At 66.1% G+C, this 18691-nt stretch carries 13 protein-coding genes; 10 read left to right on the top strand and 3 right to left on the bottom strand.

Annotated elements, in window-relative coordinates:
• Both fdnG and Q0Q36_RS05095 read right to left on the bottom strand, forming a co-directional pair.
• Positions 1-2746: formate dehydrogenase-N subunit alpha (gene fdnG / locus Q0Q36_RS05090; protein WP_293796075.1), on the bottom strand; the 2746-nt coding region annotated here is incomplete at its 3' end.
• 156 nt (positions 2747-2902) lie between these two features.
• The gene (locus tag Q0Q36_RS05095) at positions 2903-3940 is read right to left on the bottom strand and encodes a LacI family DNA-binding transcriptional regulator (RefSeq protein WP_293796077.1); all 1038 of its coding nucleotides are present in this window, start codon (positions 3938-3940) and stop codon (positions 2903-2905) included.
• A 168-nt stretch (positions 3941-4108) separates the two neighbouring features.
• On the opposite strand from Q0Q36_RS05095, the gene Q0Q36_RS05100 reads away from it, so the two are divergent.
• The 8 genes from Q0Q36_RS05100 to Q0Q36_RS05135 all read left to right on the top strand — a co-directional run bounded on the left by Q0Q36_RS05100 (position 4109) and on the right by Q0Q36_RS05135 (position 13894).
• Positions 4109-5386, top strand: a complete 1278-nt coding sequence (locus tag Q0Q36_RS05100) for an extracellular solute-binding protein (protein ID WP_293796079.1) — start codon at positions 4109-4111, stop codon at positions 5384-5386.
• A gap of 5 nt (positions 5387-5391) precedes the next feature.
• The gene (locus Q0Q36_RS05105; protein WP_293796081.1) at positions 5392-6414 is read left to right on the top strand and encodes a carbohydrate ABC transporter permease; all 1023 of its coding nucleotides are present in this window, start codon (positions 5392-5394) and stop codon (positions 6412-6414) included.
• Positions 6411-7463: a carbohydrate ABC transporter permease gene (locus Q0Q36_RS05110; protein WP_293796084.1), complete on the top strand. Its 1053-nt coding sequence runs from the start codon at positions 6411-6413 to the stop codon at positions 7461-7463. Before Q0Q36_RS05105 ends, Q0Q36_RS05110 begins: the two co-directional genes overlap by 4 nt.
• A complete protein-coding gene (locus Q0Q36_RS05115) occupies positions 7463-8530 on the top strand; it encodes an ABC transporter ATP-binding protein (protein WP_293796086.1) in 1068 nt (355 codons plus the stop codon). Before Q0Q36_RS05110 ends, Q0Q36_RS05115 begins: the two co-directional genes overlap by 1 nt.
• Positions 8531-8549: 19 nt before the next feature.
• Positions 8550-10841 (top strand): glycoside hydrolase family 31 protein, encoded by a 2292-nt coding sequence (locus Q0Q36_RS05120; protein WP_293796088.1) that lies wholly within the window; start codon positions 8550-8552, stop codon positions 10839-10841.
• Between the two features lie 258 nt (positions 10842-11099).
• On the top strand, positions 11100-11849 hold the full coding sequence (locus Q0Q36_RS05125; RefSeq protein ID WP_293796090.1) for a FadR/GntR family transcriptional regulator: 750 nt from the start codon (positions 11100-11102) through the stop codon (positions 11847-11849).
• A gap of 10 nt (positions 11850-11859) precedes the next feature.
• Entirely contained in the window at positions 11860-12624 is a 765-nt protein-coding gene (locus tag Q0Q36_RS05130; protein WP_293796092.1) for an SDR family oxidoreductase, read from the top strand.
• Between the two features lie 70 nt (positions 12625-12694).
• Positions 12695-13894, top strand: coding sequence for a mandelate racemase/muconate lactonizing enzyme family protein (locus Q0Q36_RS05135; RefSeq protein ID WP_293796093.1), 1200 nt, complete (start codon positions 12695-12697; stop codon positions 13892-13894).
• A 70-nt stretch (positions 13895-13964) separates the two neighbouring features.
• Here the strand turns inward: Q0Q36_RS05135 and Q0Q36_RS05140 are convergent, their stop codons facing one another.
• Positions 13965-15299 carry a dicarboxylate/amino acid:cation symporter gene (locus tag Q0Q36_RS05140; protein WP_293796095.1) on the bottom strand — a complete coding sequence of 445 codons (1335 nt, stop codon included), beginning with the start codon at positions 15297-15299 and terminating at the stop codon, positions 13965-13967.
• A gap of 208 nt (positions 15300-15507) precedes the next feature.
• On the opposite strand from Q0Q36_RS05140, the gene Q0Q36_RS05145 reads away from it, so the two are divergent.
• Complete coding sequence (locus tag Q0Q36_RS05145) at positions 15508-17328, top strand: ATP-binding protein (RefSeq protein WP_293796098.1); 1821 nt, start codon at positions 15508-15510, stop codon at positions 17326-17328.
• On the top strand, positions 17325-18689 hold the full coding sequence (locus Q0Q36_RS05150; RefSeq protein ID WP_293796100.1) for a sigma-54 dependent transcriptional regulator: 1365 nt from the start codon (positions 17325-17327) through the stop codon (positions 18687-18689). Before Q0Q36_RS05145 ends, Q0Q36_RS05150 begins: the two co-directional genes overlap by 4 nt.
• The last annotated feature ends 2 nt before the right edge of the window (positions 18690-18691 follow it).

Raw genomic sequence — 18691 nt, forward strand, 5'->3', positions numbered from 1 at the left:
CCCAGACATGCTTGGTCCAGTAGTGGAAATGCTCGGTCAGGCGGTAGGAGGTCGCCGCATAGGGGAACTTGTCGGAGGTCCCGAGCGCGGCGAGGTCGGCGGGGAAGATGCGCGCGGCCGGGTTGCCGCGGATCTTGGGCGCCATCACGTTGGCGATGGGGCTTTCGAACGGCTCGTAATGCGCCGGGAACGGCCCGTCCCGCATCAGTCCGCGGGAGAACAGGCGGCCCGAGCCCTCGGCATTCATGATGAAGGGACCGACATCGCGCGGCTTGGCGTTCACCGCGATGTCGGGCACGTCGTAGCCGGTCCAGGCCGTGCCGTTCCACTCGATCAGCTTGCGCTTGGGGTCCCAGGCCTTGCCGTCGAGATCGGCCGATGCGCGGTTGTACAGGATGCGCCTGTTGGCCGGCCAGGAGAACGCCCAGTTCGAATAGGCGCCGGTATTGCCGGGGTCGCTGGTGTCGCGCCGGGCCATCATGTTGCCCCGCTCGGTCCAGCTGCCCGAATAGATCCAGCAGCCGCAGGCGGTCGAGCCGTCGTCGCGCAACTGGCCGAAGCTATCGACCTGCTTGCCCTTCTCCAGCAGCACCTTGCTCGGGTCGGCCGGGTCGGTGACGGTGGAGACGACGTAGCCGTTCATCTCCTTGGCCATCTCGTCGGGCTGCGGGTCCAGCGGGTCGCGATAGGGCCAGTGCAGGTTGACGATCGGATCGGGGAAGGCGCCGCCTTCCTTACGATAGAGCTCGCGCAGGCGCATATGCAGCTGCGCCATGATCCAGGTATCGGCCTTCGCCTCGCCCGGAGGTTCCTGGCCCGGCCAGTGCCATTGCAGCCAGCGGCCGGAATTGACCAGCGAGCCCTCGTCCTCGGCGAAGCAGGAGGTCGGCAGCTCGAAGACCTCGGTCTGGATCGACTCCGACTTCACGTCGTTATGGACGCCCTCGTCCTTCCAGAACCGCGCCGTCTCCGTCTGAAGCGGGTCCATCACCACCAGGAACTTCAGCTTCGACAGCGATTCCGTGATCTTGTTGCGGTTGGGCGCCGACAGGAGCGGGTTGAAGCCCTGGCAGAAATAGCCGTTGACCTTGCCCTGATGCATCAAATCCATGATGCGCAGGAGGTCGTAGCCGGAGACATCGAGCTTCGGCAGCCATTGATAGGCGAATTCGTTCTCCGCCGTCGCAGCCGGGCCCCACATCGACTTCAGGAAGCTCACCATGAACTTCCCGTAGTTCTGCCAGTAGCTCATCTGGTTGGGACGCAAGGGCTTGAAGCCGCGCGTCGACATATAGGTCTTGAAGTCGACCTCGCGATCCTTGGGGATGTTGAGATAGCCGGGGATCAGGTCCGACATCAGGCCGATGTCGGTCAGTCCCTGGATGTTGGAATGCCCACGCAGGGCATTCATGCCGCCGCCGCGCACGCCGATATTGCCCAGCATGAGCTGCAGCATGGCCATGGTGCGGATGTTCTGCGCGCCCTTGGAATGCTGCGTCCAGCCGAGCGCGTACATCGACGTCATCGTCCTGTCGCGCGCCGAGCACTCGGAGATCATCTTGCAGATCGCGAGATACTTGTCCTTCGGCGTGCCGCAGATGCGCTCGACCATCTCCGGCGTATAGGCCGCGACATGCTGCTTCAGGAGCTGGAAGACGCAGCGCGGGTTCTGCAGTGTCTCGTCGACCTGGACATAGCCGTCAGGCCCGAGCTCGTATTCCCAGCTCGTCCGATCATAGTCGCGCTTGGCCTCGTCATAGCCCGAGAACAGGCCGTCCTGATAGGAGAAGCCTTCCTTCACGAGATAGGGCGCGTTGGTGAAGGCGCGCACGTAGTCGTGCTGGATCTTGTCGTTCTCGATGCAATAGCGGATCACGCCCAGCAGGAAGGCGATGTCGGTGCCTTGCCGGATCGGCGCATAGAAATCCGAGACCGAAGCCGTGCGCGTGAAGCGCGGATCGACGACGATCAGCTTGGCGCCGCGCTGGGCCTTGGCCTCGGTGACCCATTTGAAGCCGCAGGGATGCGCTTCGGCAGCATTGCCACCCATGACGACGATGAGGTCGGTGTTCTTGATGTCCGTCCAGGAGTTGGTCATCGCACCGCGACCGAATGTTGGGGCCAGACTGGCCACCGTCGGTCCGTGTCAAACGCGCGCCTGGTTGTCGAACGCCAGAACTCCGAGGCTTCGCACGACCTTGTAGGTCAGGAAGGCCGTCTCGTTGGTGGTGGCCGAGGCCGCCAGGAAACCCGTGGTCAGCCAGCGGTTGACCGTCTGGCCGTCCTGGTTCTTGGCGATGAAGTTCTTGTCGCGATCGTCCTTCATCAGCCGCGCGATACGGTCGAGCGCCTCGTTCCAGCTGATCTGCCGGAAGGCCTTCTCGCCGGGGCCGCGATATTGCGGCACCTTGGTGCGCGTCTCCGAATGGACGAAATCGAGCAGGGCAGAGCCCTTCGGGCAGAGCGTGCCGCGATTGGTCGGGTGGTCCGGATCGCCCTCGATATGGATGACCGCCGGGTGGGCGTTCTTCGACTTGTCGCCCAGGCTGTACATGATCACGCCGCAGGCGACGGAACAGTACGGACAGGTATTTCGCGTTTCCGTGGTGCGCGCCAGCTTGAAGGGCCGCACGGCCTGGGCAAGTGCCTCCTCGGCACCGCCAAACCCGAGCGCAGCGACGGCAGAACCGGCGACACCCGCACCTGCGGCTTTCAGAAACTGGCGACGCGAGAGCTCATGCAGCATCTCAACCTCCCAGGCGACGACGAAGCGTCGTTCGATTTGGAATAGTGAAACTCTGGGGGAGGGGCGTCAAGGCAAGCCTTCGCGACCGGGCGGGCAAGCTCTTAGACTTTCGGCCTACGATCGTGCCCTCCGCAGGGCCTTGCTTTGGTGGGGCTGTCAGGCGCGCCCGGCAGGCGTGCCCGTGGCCGGCAGCGGCTCATGGGCCACGTTGATATCGGTGGTCGCGCCGCCGCCCCAGGCGGAGGCGAGCTGGGCTACGACATGCCGGCCGAAGCTCTCATAGGGGATGCGGATCGAGGTCAGCCAGGGCGCGATCCAGTGATTGAGCGCATTGCCGTCGATGCCGACGAGGGTGCAGCGCTCGGGGATCGCGATGCCGGTCTCCGTGGCGCGGCGATAGGCGCCATAGGCGATCATGTCGCTGACGCAGAGCGCCCCGTCGGGCCAGCCGCCGCTCGCTTCCAGGCTTTTCGCCGCGGCATAGCCGATCTCGATATGCGACAGGCTGGGCGCGCTCGCCCTGCGGATATCGGCGTCCGAAATGCCCTGAGCGACGAGCCTTTGAATAAAGCCTTCGGCACGTTCGGTCGTGCTGGAAGCGTTCAGGGTCGCCATCAGCACGGCGGTTCGCCGGATGCCCTGCGCCAGCAGATGGTCGGCGGCATCGGCGCCCGCCTTGCGGTTGTCGATGCCGACATAGGCGCCTCCGCCGATCGGGTTTCGCCGCGCGACGAAAACCATCGGATCGCCGCGTGTCTGCGCTTCGGCAAGGCCGGCACTGCCGACGGCGCTGACCATCACGTAACCGGCGACGAACTGGTCACGCATCGCCCGCAGATAATCGTCCTGCAGGTCCGCCCGGTCGTGGGTGTCGCAGAGAATCATGACATAGCCGGCGTCGCGCAGTGCCGCTTCCGTCGAGACCGCGATCGCGGCCATGGCGGGGTTGTCGAGATTGGGCGCGAGCATCGCGACGACCCGGCTGGCGCGGCGCTTCAGCGCCCGTCCGACGGGATTGGGCCGGTAGCCGAGCCGTGCGATCGCCTGCTCGACGCGGGCGATCGTGTCGGGAGAGGCGCGCCCGCTCTTGCCGTTGACGATCCGCGAGACGGTCGCGACCGAGACTCCGGTCTCGCGCGCCACCGTGGCGAGCGAGACGCCGTCCTCCTGCGGTCTTGCGGCCCTTGCCGTCATGATTCTCCCCGGTGCCAGCGCGCGATTCGAAACCGGTCGGCAGGTCTGAAGCCGGCTAACGCAGCCATGCCGGTTCGTCTGCCCGTTGACAAGCAAGGCAAACGTTTGCCTTAGTAATTGTCAAGGTGCCCGCCGAGGTGCCGCGATCAGGCAAGGGATGGAACGCAGATGCAGGGGAAACACTGGATTTCGGCGCTCGCGCTGACGGTCGGGCTCGTCGCCGGCAGCGGGGCCTTCGCCCAGACCACGGTGCGCATCGCCTGGTATTCCGACGGCAACGAGGGCGAGGTCGTTTCCGATCTGCTGAAGCGCTTCGAGGCGCAGAACAAGGACATCAAGGTCGTTCTCGACCAGGTGCCCTACAAGGCGATCACGGAGAATCTGCCGGTTCAGCTCGCCTCGGGGCAGGGGCCGGACATCGCCCGAGTCGTCGATCTCGGCGGCGTCGCCCGCTATGCGCTCGACATGCGGCCCTATCTCAAGGACGCCTCCTACTGGGAAAAGAATTTCGGGCCGTTTCTGCCCTGGATGCGCCCCGAGGGCGATTCCAGCGCGATCACCGGCTTCATGACGCAGCTCACCGTCACCGGCCCCTTCGTCAACAAGACTTTGTTCGAGCAGGCCGGCGTCGCGCTGCCGGGCGCGAAGGCGACATGGGAGGAGTGGGGCAAGGCGGCCAAGGATGTCGCCGCCAAGGTCAAGGCGCCGTTCCCAGTCGCCATGGACCGTTCCGGCCACCGCTTCTTCTCGGTCGCGATCTCGGAAGGCGCCAAGGTCTTCGACGACAGGGGCGAGCCGGCCGTGATCGACGAAGGCTTCAAGCGCGGCGCCAAGCTCATCTATGACTGGCACCAGAACGGCACCATGGCCAAGGAGCTCTGGGGCTCGGTCTCCGGCACCGCCTATCGCGGCGCCAATGACGAGTTCAAGAACGCCCAGGTCGTGATGTACCAGTCCGGTTCCTGGCAGATCGCGCAGTTCGACAAGACGGTCGGCGACGCCTTTGATTGGGTCGCGGTGCCCTCGCCTTGCGGGGCGGGCGGCTGCTCGCCCATGCCGGGCGGTGCCGGCCTCGTCGCGATCAAGACGACGAAGAGCCCGGAGGCCGTCGCCAAGGTGATGGACTATCTCGCGAGCGAGCCGGTGCTCAGCGAGTTCTACGCCCGCTCGCTCTTCGTGCCCGGCCATCTCGGCATCGCCGCCAAGGGGCTCGACTATGCCGGCGCGACGCCGCAGGGCAAGGCCGCGCTCAAGGTCTTCTCCGACCAGGTCGCGCAGATCTCGCCGGCCGCCTACAAGCTGCAGGGCTATGCCAACAACCGCGTCATCTTCAACGCCGTGATCAGCCGTCTCGGCCAGGCTATCTCGGGCGAGGGCACGCTCGACGAGGCCTATAAGCGGATCGAATCCGACATCGCCCAGCAGATCGCCGAGCGCAAGAAGTAAGGCCGATGGCCTCCGCCGAGACAAAGCCGCGCCGCGAGGGCGAGGGCGCCGCCGGCCTTCTCGCCGCGCCGCTCACGCTCCTGATGCGCCTTGTCGATGGACCGATGCGGGCGCTGCAGCGCCTGATCGGCGAGCGGCGGATGGCCTATGTCTTCATCCTGCCGAACCTCGCCTTCTTCTCGCTCTTCGTCTTCCTGCCGCTGATCATCAACGTGATCTTCTCGGTGACGGGCGGGGCGGGGCTGTTCCCGAGCGAACGTCCTTTCGTCGGGACACAGCAATACGGCTATCTCTTCGATTGCGGTTCCTTCCTCGATCCGTCCTCCTGTCGCGAGGATCATTTCTGGCGCGGCGTTTCCAACACCGCGCGCTTCACCGTCTTCCAGGTCACGGCGATGGTGCTGTTCTCGCTGCTGACCGCGATCGTGCTGAACATGAAGATCCGGGCGCGCGGCTTCTTCCGCGCGGTCTATTTCTTCCCGGTCCTGCTATCGCCGGTGGTGGTAGCGCTGACCTGGAAATGGATTCTCCAGCGCGACGGCCTGCTCAATGCCGCGATCACCTCGATCGGCGGCGAGCGCATCCTGCTCCTGGTCGATCCGAGCTGGGCGATGTTCTGGATCGTCTTCGTCTCGGTCTGGGCCCATATGGGCTTCTACACGCTGATCCTGCTCGCCGGCCTCCAGGCCATCCCCGCCGATCTCTATGAGGCGGCCGAGATGGACGCGACGCCGCGCTGGCGCGTGTTCTGGCGCATCACCCTGCCGCTGCTCTGGCCGAACATGATCGTCGTGATCGTACTCGCGCTGATCAAGGGCGTGCAGACCTTCGACGAGGTCTTCGTGCTCACCGGCGGCGGCCCGGGCACGGCGACGCTGATGATCGTGCACTACATCTACGAGACGGCCTTCGCCAATCAGGTCCAGAATTTCGGGCTGGCGGCGGCAGCCTCCGTCGTGCTCGGCATCGTGCTCTTCGCGTTGACGCTGGCTCAGCTCGCGGCGAGCCGTCGGAAGGGGGCCGCATGAGCCTCGCCACGCGCATGATGACCGCCCGGCGCAAGCCCGGCCGCTGGCATTGGACCGATATCGCGGCTTATGCCTATCTCGCGCTCGGCGTCGTGCTGATGTTCGGCCCGGTCCTCTGGCTCGGCCTCTCGTCCTTCAAGACGCAGGCCGGCCTCCTCGAATTCCCGCCCTCGCTGCTGCCGATGTCGCAGAAGGAGGTGGCGGTGCCCGGCCAGGCCCAGAAGCTGCCGCTCTTCGAGGTCGAGATGCCGGATGGCTCGAAGCGCGTGCTGGCGCAGGTCCGCCGCATCGGCATCCAGGCTCAGATGGTCGATCCCGAGAAGCCCGGTGAGACGATCCGCGTCCCCATCGACAAGCGCACACCCGTCCGTGAGTTCAAGCTCGCCACAGAGAATTACACCGAGCCACTGGAGCGCTTCGCCTTTACCCGCTTCCTGTGGAATTCGGTGTTCGTCACGCTGGTCGCGACGATCATCACGCTGATCATCAACTCGATGGCGGCTTATGCGCTCTCGATCTACGAATTTCGCGGCAAGACGGCGGTGATGCTGATGGTCATCGGCACGCTGATGATCCCGATCACGATCATCCTCGTGCCGGTCTATCTCGTCATCACCAAACTCGGGCTGGTCAACTCCCTCTGGGCCGTGATCCTGCCCGGCGCGGCGACCCCGACCGGCGTCTTCCTGCTGCGCCAGTACATGCTGACCCTGCCGCGCGACCTGATCGAGGCCGCCCGCATGGACAAGGCGTCGGAGTGGCAGATCTACTGGCGCATCGTCATGCCGCTCGCCATGCCGGCGCTCGCCGTCCTCGCGATCTTCTCGATCATGTGGCGCTGGAACGAGTTCCTCTGGCCGCTGGCCGTGCTGACCAAGACCGAGTCCTACACGCTCCAGATCGGCCTGAACGCCTTCCAGGGCGAGTTGCAGACGCAATGGCATTACCTGCTCGCGATGACAGTGGTGACGCTGCTGCCGGTCGCGCTGGTCTTCGTCTTCCTGCAGCGCTTCATCACCACCGGCATCGCCAATACGGGAATGAAATAATGGCCGGGCTGAAACTTTCCGGCGTCCGCAAGGCCTATGGTGCGACGACGGTGCTGCACGGCATCGATCTCGACGTGGCCGATGGCGAATTCGTCGTCTTCGTCGGCCCCTCCGGCTGCGGCAAGTCGACCCTGCTGCGCTCGATCGCCGGGCTGGAGGAGATCACCGGCGGCACGATCGCGATCGACGACACCGACGCGACCCATCTGCCGGCTTCCGAGCGTGGCCTTGCGATGGTGTTCCAGTCCTACGCGCTCTACCCGCATATGACCGTCCGGGCGAATATGGCCTTCGCGCTGGAGAACATGGGGTTCAAGCGCGACGAGATCGACAAGCGCGTGAAGCGCGCGGCCGAGATGCTGCGCCTCACCGACTATCTCGAGCGCAAGCCCAAGGCGCTCTCCGGCGGCCAGCGTCAGCGCGTCGCCATCGGCCGTGCGATCGTGCGCGATCCAAAGATCTTCCTGTTCGATGAGCCGCTCTCGAATCTCGACGCGGAATTGCGTGTCGCCACGCGTAAGGAGCTCGCCGCGCTCCATGCCGAGATCGGCGGCACGATGATCTACGTCACCCACGATCAGGTCGAGGCGATGACGCTGGCGCACCGCATCGTCGTGCTCCAAGGCGGCCGGATCGAGCAGGTTGGTACGCCGCTCGACCTCTACAACCGCCCCGACAATCTCTTCGTCGCCGGCTTCATCGGCTCGCCGCGCATGAACCTGCTGCCCGGACGCGTCACCGCCGCCGGCAAGGTCGCGCTGGGCGAGGGCGGTCATGAAGTCGCCTGTGCCACCGGCCGACTTGCTACCGGCAGCAAGGTCACTCTCGGTATCCGCCCCGAGCATCTGGCGCTGGCGCCGGACGGGCAGGGGCTGCCGCTCGCCATCGACCTCGTCGAGCGGCTGGGCGGCGAGAGCTACCTTTACGGGACCGCCGCCAGCCTGCCCCAGATCACGCTCCGGCTCGACGGTCAGAGCGAGCATGAGCGGGGCCACGGCGTCGCGCTCGCCTTCCCGCAGCAGAGCCTGCACCTGTTCGACGAAGCCGGCCGGGCGATCCGGTCCTGAAATTACCGAGAGATACCCTATGAAAGCCCTCAGCCAAGGCCACTATCTCGGCCGCGATGGCGAAGCCGCCCTGTTCGATCTCGGGCTCGGCTACACGCTCTGTGTTCGCATCCTCGAAGGCGATATCGGCCGTGTCACGCTGAAGCCGCAGGACGGCTACCGCCTCGACCGTGGCTGGTCGATCGCGCCCGGCGGGCTGGAGCCGCCCTATGAAGGACGTCCGCGCGGCAGCCTGGACGGTTTCGCCTGCCCGAAGACGGATATCCGCGCCGGCGCAGGCAAGGTCGTCATCGCCGCCGGCGGGCTCATCGCCGAAGTCACGCTCGCTCCCTTCGGCATCGCCTGGCGTCGCAACGGCGAGGACAAGCCCTTCCTGCAGGACCGCACCACGCAGGCCTACCTCGTCTCGCCTCGCACCGGCGCGCTCGCGCATTTCATGGCCCGCGACTATCACGAGCGCCATTACGGCCTCGGCGACAAGGCTGGTCCGCTGGATCGCACCGGCCGGCGCTTCGCCATCGACGCGGTCGACCCCTGCGGGTTCGATGCCGAATTGTCCGACCCGCTCTACAAGATGCTGCCCTTCTTCATCGTTGATGGGGCGGCCGGCGCGCATGGCGTCTTCTACGACAATCTTTCGACCGGCAGCGTCGATTTCGGCTGCACGCTCGACAATTACCACGGCCTCTTTCGCTCCTGGAAAGGCGATGACGGCGACCTCGATTACTACGTCATGGCCGGCCCGACCGTGCCGGATGTCGTCAGGCGCTTTTCCTGGCTGACTGGCGGGCAGGCCTTCGCGCCGCTCTGGTCCTTCGGCTTCGGCGTGACCTCGATGGCGATCGCCGATGCGCCCGATGCCGATGCCCGCATCAGCGATTTCATCGGCAAGCTGGAGACGCATCGCATCCCCTGCGACTCGTTCCATTTCGGCTCGGGCTATACCCAGATCGGCCATCGCCGCTACGCCTTCAACTGGAACCGGCAGAAGTTTCCAGATCCCAAGGCGACGATGCAGCGCCTGAACGATGTCGGCATCTTCACGGTCGCCAATCTCAAGCCCTGCCTCCTCGACGATCACCCGCGCCTGAAGGAGGCGCTCGACGGTGATTTCCTCGTCCGCGACGGGGACAGCGGCAAGCCGGCCGTCGCCCAGTTCTGGGACGGGCTCGGCTTCCATCTCGACTACACCAACCCCAAGGGCCGTGCCTGGTGGCGCGACGGCATCGAGACCGCGCTGCTCGATTACGGCTTCACCACCGTCTGGAACGACAACAACGAATACGAGATCTGGGACGAGGACGCGCTTTGCGACGGCGACGGCCGCCCTTTCAGGCAGGCTCTGGCACGCCCGGCCCAACCGCTCTTGATGACCAAGCTCTCCTATGAGGCGCAGGCCGATCGCCAGCCCGGCAAGCGCCAATACGCGATCACGCGCGGCGGCTGCGCCGGCATCTCGCGCTATGCCCAGACCTGGTCCGGCGACAACGAGACCGCCTGGAAGACGCTGCGCTACAACCTGACGCAGGGGCTCAACATGAGCCTCTCGGGCATGTTCTCGATCGGCCACGATGTCGGCGGCTTTCACGGCCCGACGCCCGGCCCCGAGCTCTTCGTGCGCTTCAACGAGTTCTGCTCGCTCTGGCCGCGCATGGTCATGAATTCTTGGAACGATGACGGCGTCGTCAACCTGCCCTGGATGTATCCGGAGATGGTACCGCAGGTGCGCGAGGCGATTTCGCTGCGCTATCGGCTGATGCCCTATCTCTACACGTTGATGTGGCGCGCCAGCCGCGACGGCACCCCGGCGATCCGCCCGCTGCTTTGGGATTTCCCGCGGGATGCGACGGCCGTGAAGACCGACGACGCCTTCATGCTCGGGCCGGACGTGTTGGTCGCGCCCGTGCTGGAGGAGGGGGCGCGGGAGCGCAGCATCTACCTGCCGGTCCATGAAGGCGGCTGGTATGACTGGCATACCGGCCAGCATTTCGACGGCGGCGCCGTGGTGACTGTCGCTGCGCCGCTCGGGCGCCTGCCGGTCTTCGCCCGGGCCGGCGCGCTGATCCCGCTCGGCAATCCCGAGGGCATCGACGATCTCCGCGAGATTCTCGTCTGTGGCCTCGTAGAGGGTGCGTCGGGCGAACTCTACGAGGATGATGGCGACACCGCCGACTGGCGCGGTGCCGGCGCGACGCTCATCCGGTTCAAGGTCAAGAAGGGCGAGATCGCCGTCGAACAGGAGGGGGATCGCGACCCTATCTTCGATCGCATCGCGATCCGGCAGATCGGGGACGGGGCGGGCGCGCTCTAGGCCGCACTGCGGTCCAGCGACAACAAGCTGTCATTCCGCAGGCTGGCGTAGCCCGAGCCGGAACCCTGCTCGCGACCCTGGCCACTTCTCGTCATGCTCGCCCTCGTGGCGAGCATCCACATCTTTGACACTTGCGCACGAACGGGGACGTGATGGCCGGGGCAAGCCCCACCATAACGGCCACAGCCCGTGAAAATGGGGAAGTAAGGTTGTCAGACAACTGATAACATGACAATAATGGCTCGATAGGAACCCGCCATGCAGCTGTCATCCATCGGATCGAGGCCCAATCTCGCGAGCGATGCCGCGACTGCGCTCGCGACGTCGATCCGGTCGGGCGCCTTGCAGCCCGGCGCGCGGTTGCCTTCCGAGACGGAGCTTGCCCGCCAGCTTGGCGTCAGCCGGCCGGTGGTGCGCGAGGCCATCGCCTATCTGAAGGCCGATGGCATCGTCGAAAGCCGGCGCGGGCTCGGGCTCTTCGTCAACCAGCAGGACTCGTTGCGGCTGCGGCGGGCCGAGATCGCAGCTTCCGAGCAGTCGATCCTGCAATTCCTGGAATTCCGCCTCGGGCTGGAGGTGGAGGCTGCGCAACTGGCCTCGCTACGCCATACGCCCAAAGACCTGGCGCGCATGGAGGCGGCCGAGGCCGCATTGAACGCCGCCGACGATGCGGGGGAAGACAGCTCCGCGCATGACCTCGCGCTCCACCTCGCCATCGCCACGGCCGCGCATAACCCGCTCTTCCTGACCGTGCTCCAGTTCGTTTCGAGCCCGCTGCTCAACTCGATCCGCAGCATGCGCGACAAGGATCGCGGCGAGGATTCCAACATCGCGATTCGCCGCGCCGACCATGCCGCGATCCTCGATCGCATCCGCGCTCGCGATCCGGCCGGTGCCGGCGAGGCGATGCGGAAGCATATCGGCGAATCCTATCGCCGCTACGCTGCCCAGCTCGCCGCAGGCCGCCCGATGCCGGCCCACCCGGCCCTCCAGAACCCGACGACATAGGACGCCTCCCGTGACTTCTCCCTTCGATCTCTCGGGGCGCACGGCGCTCGTGACCGGTTCCTCGCGTGGCCTCGGCCGTGCCATGGCAGAAGGGCTTGCGGCTGCCGGCGCGAGCATCATCCTCAACGGCGCCGATGCCGGGCGCCTCGCTGAGGCGGTCGCCGCGATGAGCGCGGGCGGTCACAAGGCGCGCGGCCTCAACTTCGACGTGACCGACGAGCAGGCAGTGGTCGCAGCCTTCGCCGCGCTCGATGCCGAGGGCGTCGCGGTCGACATCCTCGTCAACAATGCCGGTATCCAGTTCCGCAAGCCCATGCTGGAGCTGGAGACCGCCGACTGGCGCCGCGTGCTCGACACCAACCTGACCAGCGCCTTCGTCGTCGGCCGCGAGGCCGCCCGCCGCATGGCCACGCGCGGCCATGGCAAGGTCATCAATATCGGTTCGCTGACCAGCGAGCTCGCCCGCGCCACGGTCGCGCCCTACACGGTGGCGAAGGGCGGCATCAAGATGCTGACCAAGGCCATGGCGGCCGAATGGGGCGAGCTCGGCATCCAGGCCAATGCGATCGGCCCCGGCTACATGCTGACCGACATGAACCAGGCGCTGATCGACAATCCCACCTTCGACGCCTGGGTGAAGGGCCGCACGCCCGCGCGCCGCTGGGGCCGCCCGGACGAGCTCGCCGGCACCTGCGTCTACCTGGCCTCACCCGCCTCCGACTATGTCAGCGGCCAGATCATCTATGTCGACGGCGGCATGATCTCGGTGCTGTGAGCTTCAAGAATCAACAAGCGGCGAGGGGCTTGGCGCCCGCTCCCGAAACGATCGAACAGGACGGAACGCCATGAAGATCACGGCCATCGAAACCCTGCGCGCCGAGGAGTTCGGCAACGTGCTCTGGGTCCGCGTCCACACCGATTCCGGCCATATCGGCCTCGGCGAGACCTTCTATGGCGCGGCCTCCGTCGAGGCGCATATCCACGACACGCTGGCCGGCCGCCTGCTCGGCAAGAACCCTCTGCATATCGAAGCCTTGCATCGCGAGATGACCAACCTGCCGATGGCGCAGTCCTCGACCGGTGCAGAATCCCGCGCGACCTCGGCGATCGACATCGCGCTCTGGGATCATTTCGGCAAGGTCTGCGGCTTGCCGGTCCACCAGATGCTGGGCGGGCTCTGCCGCGACAAGCAGCGCATCTACAACACCTGCGCCGGCACCCGTTACGTTCGCTCCAGCAATATCAAGCCGGTCTCGAACTGGAGCCTGGGTGACGAGGCAAGCCCCTACGAGGACCTCGACGGCTTCATGAACCGCGCCGATGTCCTCGCCGAGAGCCTGCTGGAGCAGGGCATCAGCGCGATGAAGATCTGGCCTTTCGATCCAGCCGCGATCGAGAACCACGGCCTCCACATCACCGCCGAGCAGATGAAGAAGGCGGTCGAGCCCTTTGAAAAGATTCGCAAGGCCGTCGGCGACAAGATGGAGATCATGGTCGAGTTCCATTCGCTCTGGAACCTGCCGACCGCCAAGCAGATCGCCCGCGTCCTCGAAGCCTACAAGCCGACCTGGTACGAGGACCCGATCCGGATGAATTCGCCGCAGGCGCTGGCCGAATATGCCCGCTCGACCGATGTCTGGGTCTGCGCCAGCGAGACGCTGGGTTCGCGCTGGCCCTACAAGGACATGCTGGAGCGCGACGCAGCCCATGTCGTGATGGTCGACCTGTGCTGGACCGGCGGCCTGACCGAGGGCCGCAAGATCGCAGCGCTGGCCGAGACCTGGCACCGCCCCTTTGCGCCCCATGACTGCATCGGTCCGGTCGGCTTCGTCGCGGCGGTCCACACCTCGTTCAGCCAGCCGAACACGCTGATCCAGGAATCGGTGCGCGCCTTCTATCGCGGCTGGTATCTGGAGCTGGTCACCGAGATGCCGCGGATCGAGGGCGGCTATGTCTATCCGATGGAGGCCCCCGGCCTCGGCGTCGACCTGCTGCCGGCCGTCTACGAGCGCTCCGACCTGACCGTGCGCCGCTCAACGCTCTGAGGGTACAACGTTCGACAACAAAAACGCCGCCGCTGGGATGCCGGCGGCGGCGTTTTTGCGGGTGCCCGGATTACTCGGCCGGGGTCATCAGCGGCTCGTCGAGGAAGTCCGGCAGCTGGCCGGACAGCGCGGCCTTGAGGCGGTTCTCGTCGAGCTCGCCTTCCCAGCGCGCCACCACGATCGTGGCAACCGCGTTGCCGATGAAGTTGGTGACCGCGCGGCATTCCGACATGAAGCGGTCGATGCCGAGGATCAGCGCCATGCCCGCGACCGGGACGGCCGGGACGACCGAAAGCGTGGCTGCGAGCGTGATGAAGCCCGCGCCGGTGATGCCGGCCGCGCCCTTCGAGGAGAGCATCGCGACGAGCAGCAGCAGGACCTGGTCGCCGAGCGGCAGGTGGATATCCATTGCCTGAGCGATGAAGAGGGCCGCCAGCGTCATGTAGATATTGGTGCCGTCGAGATTGAAGGAATAGCCGGTCGGAATGACCAGGCCGACGACGGAGCGTTTGCAGCCGGCGGCTTCCATCTTCTCCATCAGGCTCGGCAGGGCCGCTTCCGAGGACGAGGTGCCGACGACGAGGAGAATCTCCTCCTTGATGTAGCGGATCAGCGCCAGCACCGAGAAGCCGTTATAGCGGGCGACGAGGCCGAGCACGCCGAGCACGAAGACCGCTGCCGTGATGTAGAAGGTCAGGATCAGGAAGGCGAGATTGGCGACCGAGCCGATGCCGTAGCGGCCGATGGTGAAGGCCATCGCGCCGAAGGCGCCGATCGGGGCGGCCTTCATCAGGATCGCCACCAGCTTGAAGATCGGGGTCGAGAGCGCCTGCAGGAAGTCGAGCACCGGCTTGCCGCGCTCGCCGACCATTGCCAGCGCCAGGCCGAACAGCACCGAGAAGAACAGCACCTGCAGGATGTCGCCGGACGCGAAGGCGCCGACGATCGTATCGGGGATGATGTTCTGCAGGAAGCCGACGACGCTCGCATCATGTGCCTTGGCGGCATAGCCTTGGACGGCCTTGGCATCGAGGCTGGCGGGATTGATGTGAAGACCCGTGCCGGGCTGGATCAAGTTGCCGATGACGAGGCCGACGATCAGCGCAAGCGTCGAGAAGCAGAGGAAATAGATCATCGCCTTGCCGGCGACGCGCCCGACCTTCTTCATGTCGGTCATGCCGGCGATGCCGGTCGAGACCGTCAGGAAGATCACGGGGGCGATGATCATCTTCACCAGCTTGATGAAGGAATCGCCGAGCGGCTTCATCGCCGTGCCCTGGTCCGGCCAGAAATGGCCGAGCAGGATGCCTGCCGCGATGGCGAACAGCACCTGCACGTAGAGGTGTTGATAGAACTTCTTCGGGCGCGCCGGCTGAGCGGGCGCGATGTCGATCGGGGTCGCCATGTTCTGCTCCTTGGGTCGGCGGTCGTCTTGGTTTTGTTTGAAACCGCTGCTCCCCCTGTTGGCAACCTACGTGCCAACTTTCGGAAGAAGATATAGCTCAAAGAAAACAGACACTTGCGATTCCATTCTGAATCATTTTGCGAGCGTTTCCGGCGGAAATCCGCACGCTGCCTCTTGATTTGTGCGGGATTCCGCACAACGACAGGGGATGAGCCGTTCCGGGCGCGATCAATGGCAGAGGGCCACGACGCTGCGCTGGCTGGTCTTCGGGCTGGTCGTGGCAGCGCTTGGGATCGCTTCGCTCTTCACCGCCGGCGAGATCGGCCGCAGCCGCGCCATCGCCGCGACGGAGAGCCGGGCGAGCGATGGCGGCACGCTGGCGCTCGCCATCCTGCGCGGGGAGCTGGAGAAGCAGCGCGCCCTGCCGGTCATCCTCGCCCGCGACCCCGACGTGCGGCAGGCCCTGGCTGGCGGCAACCGCCACGGGCTCGACCTCAAGCTCGAAGTTATCGCGAAAGAAGCCCGCGCGGCGGTGATCTACCTGCTCGGCCCGGACGGCGTTACCATCGCCGCCAGCAACTGGAACGAACCGACGAGCTTCGTCGGCAACGATTACAGCTTCCGCGACTATTTCAGGGGCGCGGTCGCAAACGGCACGGCCGAGCAGTTCGCGCTCGGTACGGTCAGCCAGCGCCCCGGCCTCTATATCACCCGGCGGATCGAGGATGCCGGCCGCAGCCTCGGTGTGATCGTCGTCAAGGCCGAGTTCGATCGCGTCGAGGCGGATTGGCGCGCGCTCGGCGGCCAGACCTATGTCGTCGACAAGCGTGGCGTCGTGCTGCTCTCGACGGTCGAGGACTGGCGCTTCCGTGTCGAGACACCACTCGACGCGGCGACTGCGGCCGTGATCCGGGATTCGCTCCAGTTCGGCACCGCGCCGCTAACCTTGCTGCCGTTGCAGGAGCGCGACGAACTGGTTCAGGGCACTGAAGCTTATGCCGGCCTCTATGCCCGCATCCGCCAGCCCGTCGCGACCACCGACTGGCTGCTGGAGGTGCTTCAGCCGGTCGATGCGGCTGTCGCCGCCGGGCGCACGCAATCCCAGGCGCTGGTCGCGCTCCTGCTGATGCCGGGGGCGGCACTGGCCGGTTTCGCTCTCCATCGCCGCCAGCGCAATCTCGCCCGGCAGGAGGCCGATGCCCGCTCCAAGGCCGAGCTGGAGGAGCGCGTCGACGAACGCACGGCGGAGCTTGCCGGCGCCAATGAGCGCCTCATTGCCGAGATGGCCAAGCGTACCCGCGCGCAGGAGCGGCTCTCGAATCTGCGTGAAGATCTGGCCAGGGCCAACCGACTCGCGACGCTCGGCCAGATCACGGCCGGCGTCGCGCATGAGGTCAACCAGCCCTTGGCGGCGCTGCGCACCTATGCCGAGAACGCCCGCGCCTTTCTCAAGCGCGCCGAGCCCGCCGATGCCGACGGCGCCCTGGTCAGGATCGTCGCGCTGACGGACCGGATCGGCGCGATCACCGAGACTTTGCGGGGCTTCGCGCGCCGCAGCAAGGAGCCGCTCGCGCCGGTTCCGATCAGCGCAATCATCGAGGGCGCATTGACCTTGCTCGAAGGCCCTCTGCGGCAGGCGGGTGTGACTCCGCTCGTGACGGCGCCGCCGGAGCCGGTCCATGTCATCGCGCGTCCGATCGAGCTTGAACAGGTTTTCGTCAACCTGCTGCGCAATGCGATCGAAGCGCTGCATGAAGGCGGGCAGGGTGGCGAACCTGCGCTGGCGATCACGGTCACGCCCAGCGACGACCGGGTCGAGATCGCGATCACCGACCGCGGGCCCGGCTTGTCCGAGCAGGCGCTGGCGCAGCTCTTCGTCCCGTTCAGCACCTCGAAGCCCAAGGGGCTCGGCCTCGGGCTGGTGATCTCGCAGGACATGATCGTCTCCTTCGGCGGCACCCTGACCGCGACGAGCGTCTCCGGCGCCGGTGCCAGCTTTGTCATCAATCTCGAAAGGGCGGCAGCATGAGCGATCCCGACGCATCCGCCGCGATCGAAGTCTCGTTCGTCGATGACGATCCCGATCTGCGCGACGCCAATGTCCAGGCCCTGCGCCTCGCCGGTTTCCGGGCGGTGGCACTGCCCTCCGGCGAGGCGGCTCTAGAGCGGATCGGGCCGGACTATGCCGGCATCGTCGTCACCGATATCCGCATGCCCGGCATGGACGGGATCGAATTGTTCCGGCGCTTGCGAACGCTCGATCCCGACATTCCGGTCATCGTGATCTCCGGCCATGCCGATATCGCCACCGCCGTCGGCGCGATGAGCGAGGGCGCCTATGATTTCATCGCGAAGCCCTATGCCGGCGAGCGCCTCGTCGAGACCTTGAGGCGCGCAGCCGAGAAGCGCGCACTCGTCCTCGAGAACCGCCGCCTGCGGGCGCTGGCCGGGCAGGGCGAGGAGGAGACGGCGCTGATCGGCGAGACGCCTGCCATCACGCGCCTGCGTCAGACCGTGCGCGAGCTCGCCGATGTCGATGTCGATGTGCTCGTGCTCGGCGAGACCGGGACGGGCAAGGAGGTCGTCGCCGGCCTGCTGCACCGTCTGGGGCGGCGTCGCGAAAAGCCTTTCGTCGCCCTGAATTGCGGGGCGCTGCCCGATAGCGTCATCGAAAGCGAACTCTTCGGCTACGAGCCCGGCGCCTTCACCGGCGCACAGAAGAAGCGGATCGGCCGCATCGAGCATTCAAGCGGCGGTACGCTCTTCCTCGACGAGCTCGAAAGCATGCCGCCCTCGGCGCAGATCAAGCTGCTGCGCGTGCTGGAGATGCGCGAGATCGCCCCGCTCGGCTCGAACGATCTGCGCCGCGTCGATCTCAGGGTCGTGGCTGCGACCAAGGCCGATCTTGGCGATCCCGCCCAGCGCCGCGATTTTCGCGAAGACCTCTATTACCGCCTGAACGTGGTGACGCTGCGCATTCCGCCGCTGCGCGAACGCAGGCGTGATATCCCGCTGCTCTTCACGCGTTTCCTGGCCCGCGCGGCGGAGAAATACCGTCGGCCGGCGCCGGTATTGGACCGCGCGGTGGAGCGTCATCTGGTCGAGAACGACTGGCCCGGCAATGTCCGTGAACTTGTCCACTTCGCCGAGCGTGTCGCGCTCGGCCTGCCCAGCGACCTGCCGGCGCAGCGGGCACGCCCGGATGCTCCGGTGGCCAGCCTGCCGGATCGCCTTAATACGATCGAGGCTAACCTGATCCGCGAGGCGTTGGAAGCCAACCGGGGCGATGTCCGCGCGACGCTGGAGATGCTCGGCATTCCCCGCAAGACCTTCTACGACAAGCTGGCCCGCCACGGCATCGATCGCGCGGCTTACGCGATCTCGGAGTAGGC

It is taken from the genome of uncultured Allobosea sp., assembly GCF_945957345.1.
Lineage (GTDB): Bacteria > Pseudomonadota > Alphaproteobacteria > Rhizobiales > Beijerinckiaceae > Allobosea.

What these genes read in the sequence shown, in the direction of transcription:
- Q0Q36_RS05095 (WP_293796077.1), bottom strand. Translation starts at nt 3,940, where the DNA reads ATGACGGCAAGGGCCGCAAGACCGCAGGAGGACGGCGTCTCGCTCGCC.
- Q0Q36_RS05100 (WP_293796079.1), top strand. Translation starts at nt 4,109, where the DNA reads ATGCAGGGGAAACACTGGATTTCGGCGCTCGCGCTGACGGTCGGGCTC.
- Q0Q36_RS05105 (WP_293796081.1), top strand. Translation starts at nt 5,392, where the DNA reads ATGGCCTCCGCCGAGACAAAGCCGCGCCGCGAGGGCGAGGGCGCCGCC.
- Q0Q36_RS05110 (WP_293796084.1), top strand. Translation starts at nt 6,411, where the DNA reads ATGAGCCTCGCCACGCGCATGATGACCGCCCGGCGCAAGCCCGGCCGC.
- Q0Q36_RS05115 (WP_293796086.1), top strand. Translation starts at nt 7,463, where the DNA reads ATGGCCGGGCTGAAACTTTCCGGCGTCCGCAAGGCCTATGGTGCGACG.
- Q0Q36_RS05120 (WP_293796088.1), top strand. Translation starts at nt 8,550, where the DNA reads ATGAAAGCCCTCAGCCAAGGCCACTATCTCGGCCGCGATGGCGAAGCC.
- Q0Q36_RS05125 (WP_293796090.1), top strand. Translation starts at nt 11,100, where the DNA reads ATGCAGCTGTCATCCATCGGATCGAGGCCCAATCTCGCGAGCGATGCC.
- Q0Q36_RS05135 (WP_293796093.1), top strand. Translation starts at nt 12,695, where the DNA reads ATGAAGATCACGGCCATCGAAACCCTGCGCGCCGAGGAGTTCGGCAAC.
- Q0Q36_RS05140 (WP_293796095.1), bottom strand. Translation starts at nt 15,299, where the DNA reads ATGGCGACCCCGATCGACATCGCGCCCGCTCAGCCGGCGCGCCCGAAG.
- Q0Q36_RS05145 (WP_293796098.1), top strand. Translation starts at nt 15,508, where the DNA reads ATGAGCCGTTCCGGGCGCGATCAATGGCAGAGGGCCACGACGCTGCGC.
- Q0Q36_RS05150 (WP_293796100.1), top strand. Translation starts at nt 17,325, where the DNA reads ATGAGCGATCCCGACGCATCCGCCGCGATCGAAGTCTCGTTCGTCGAT.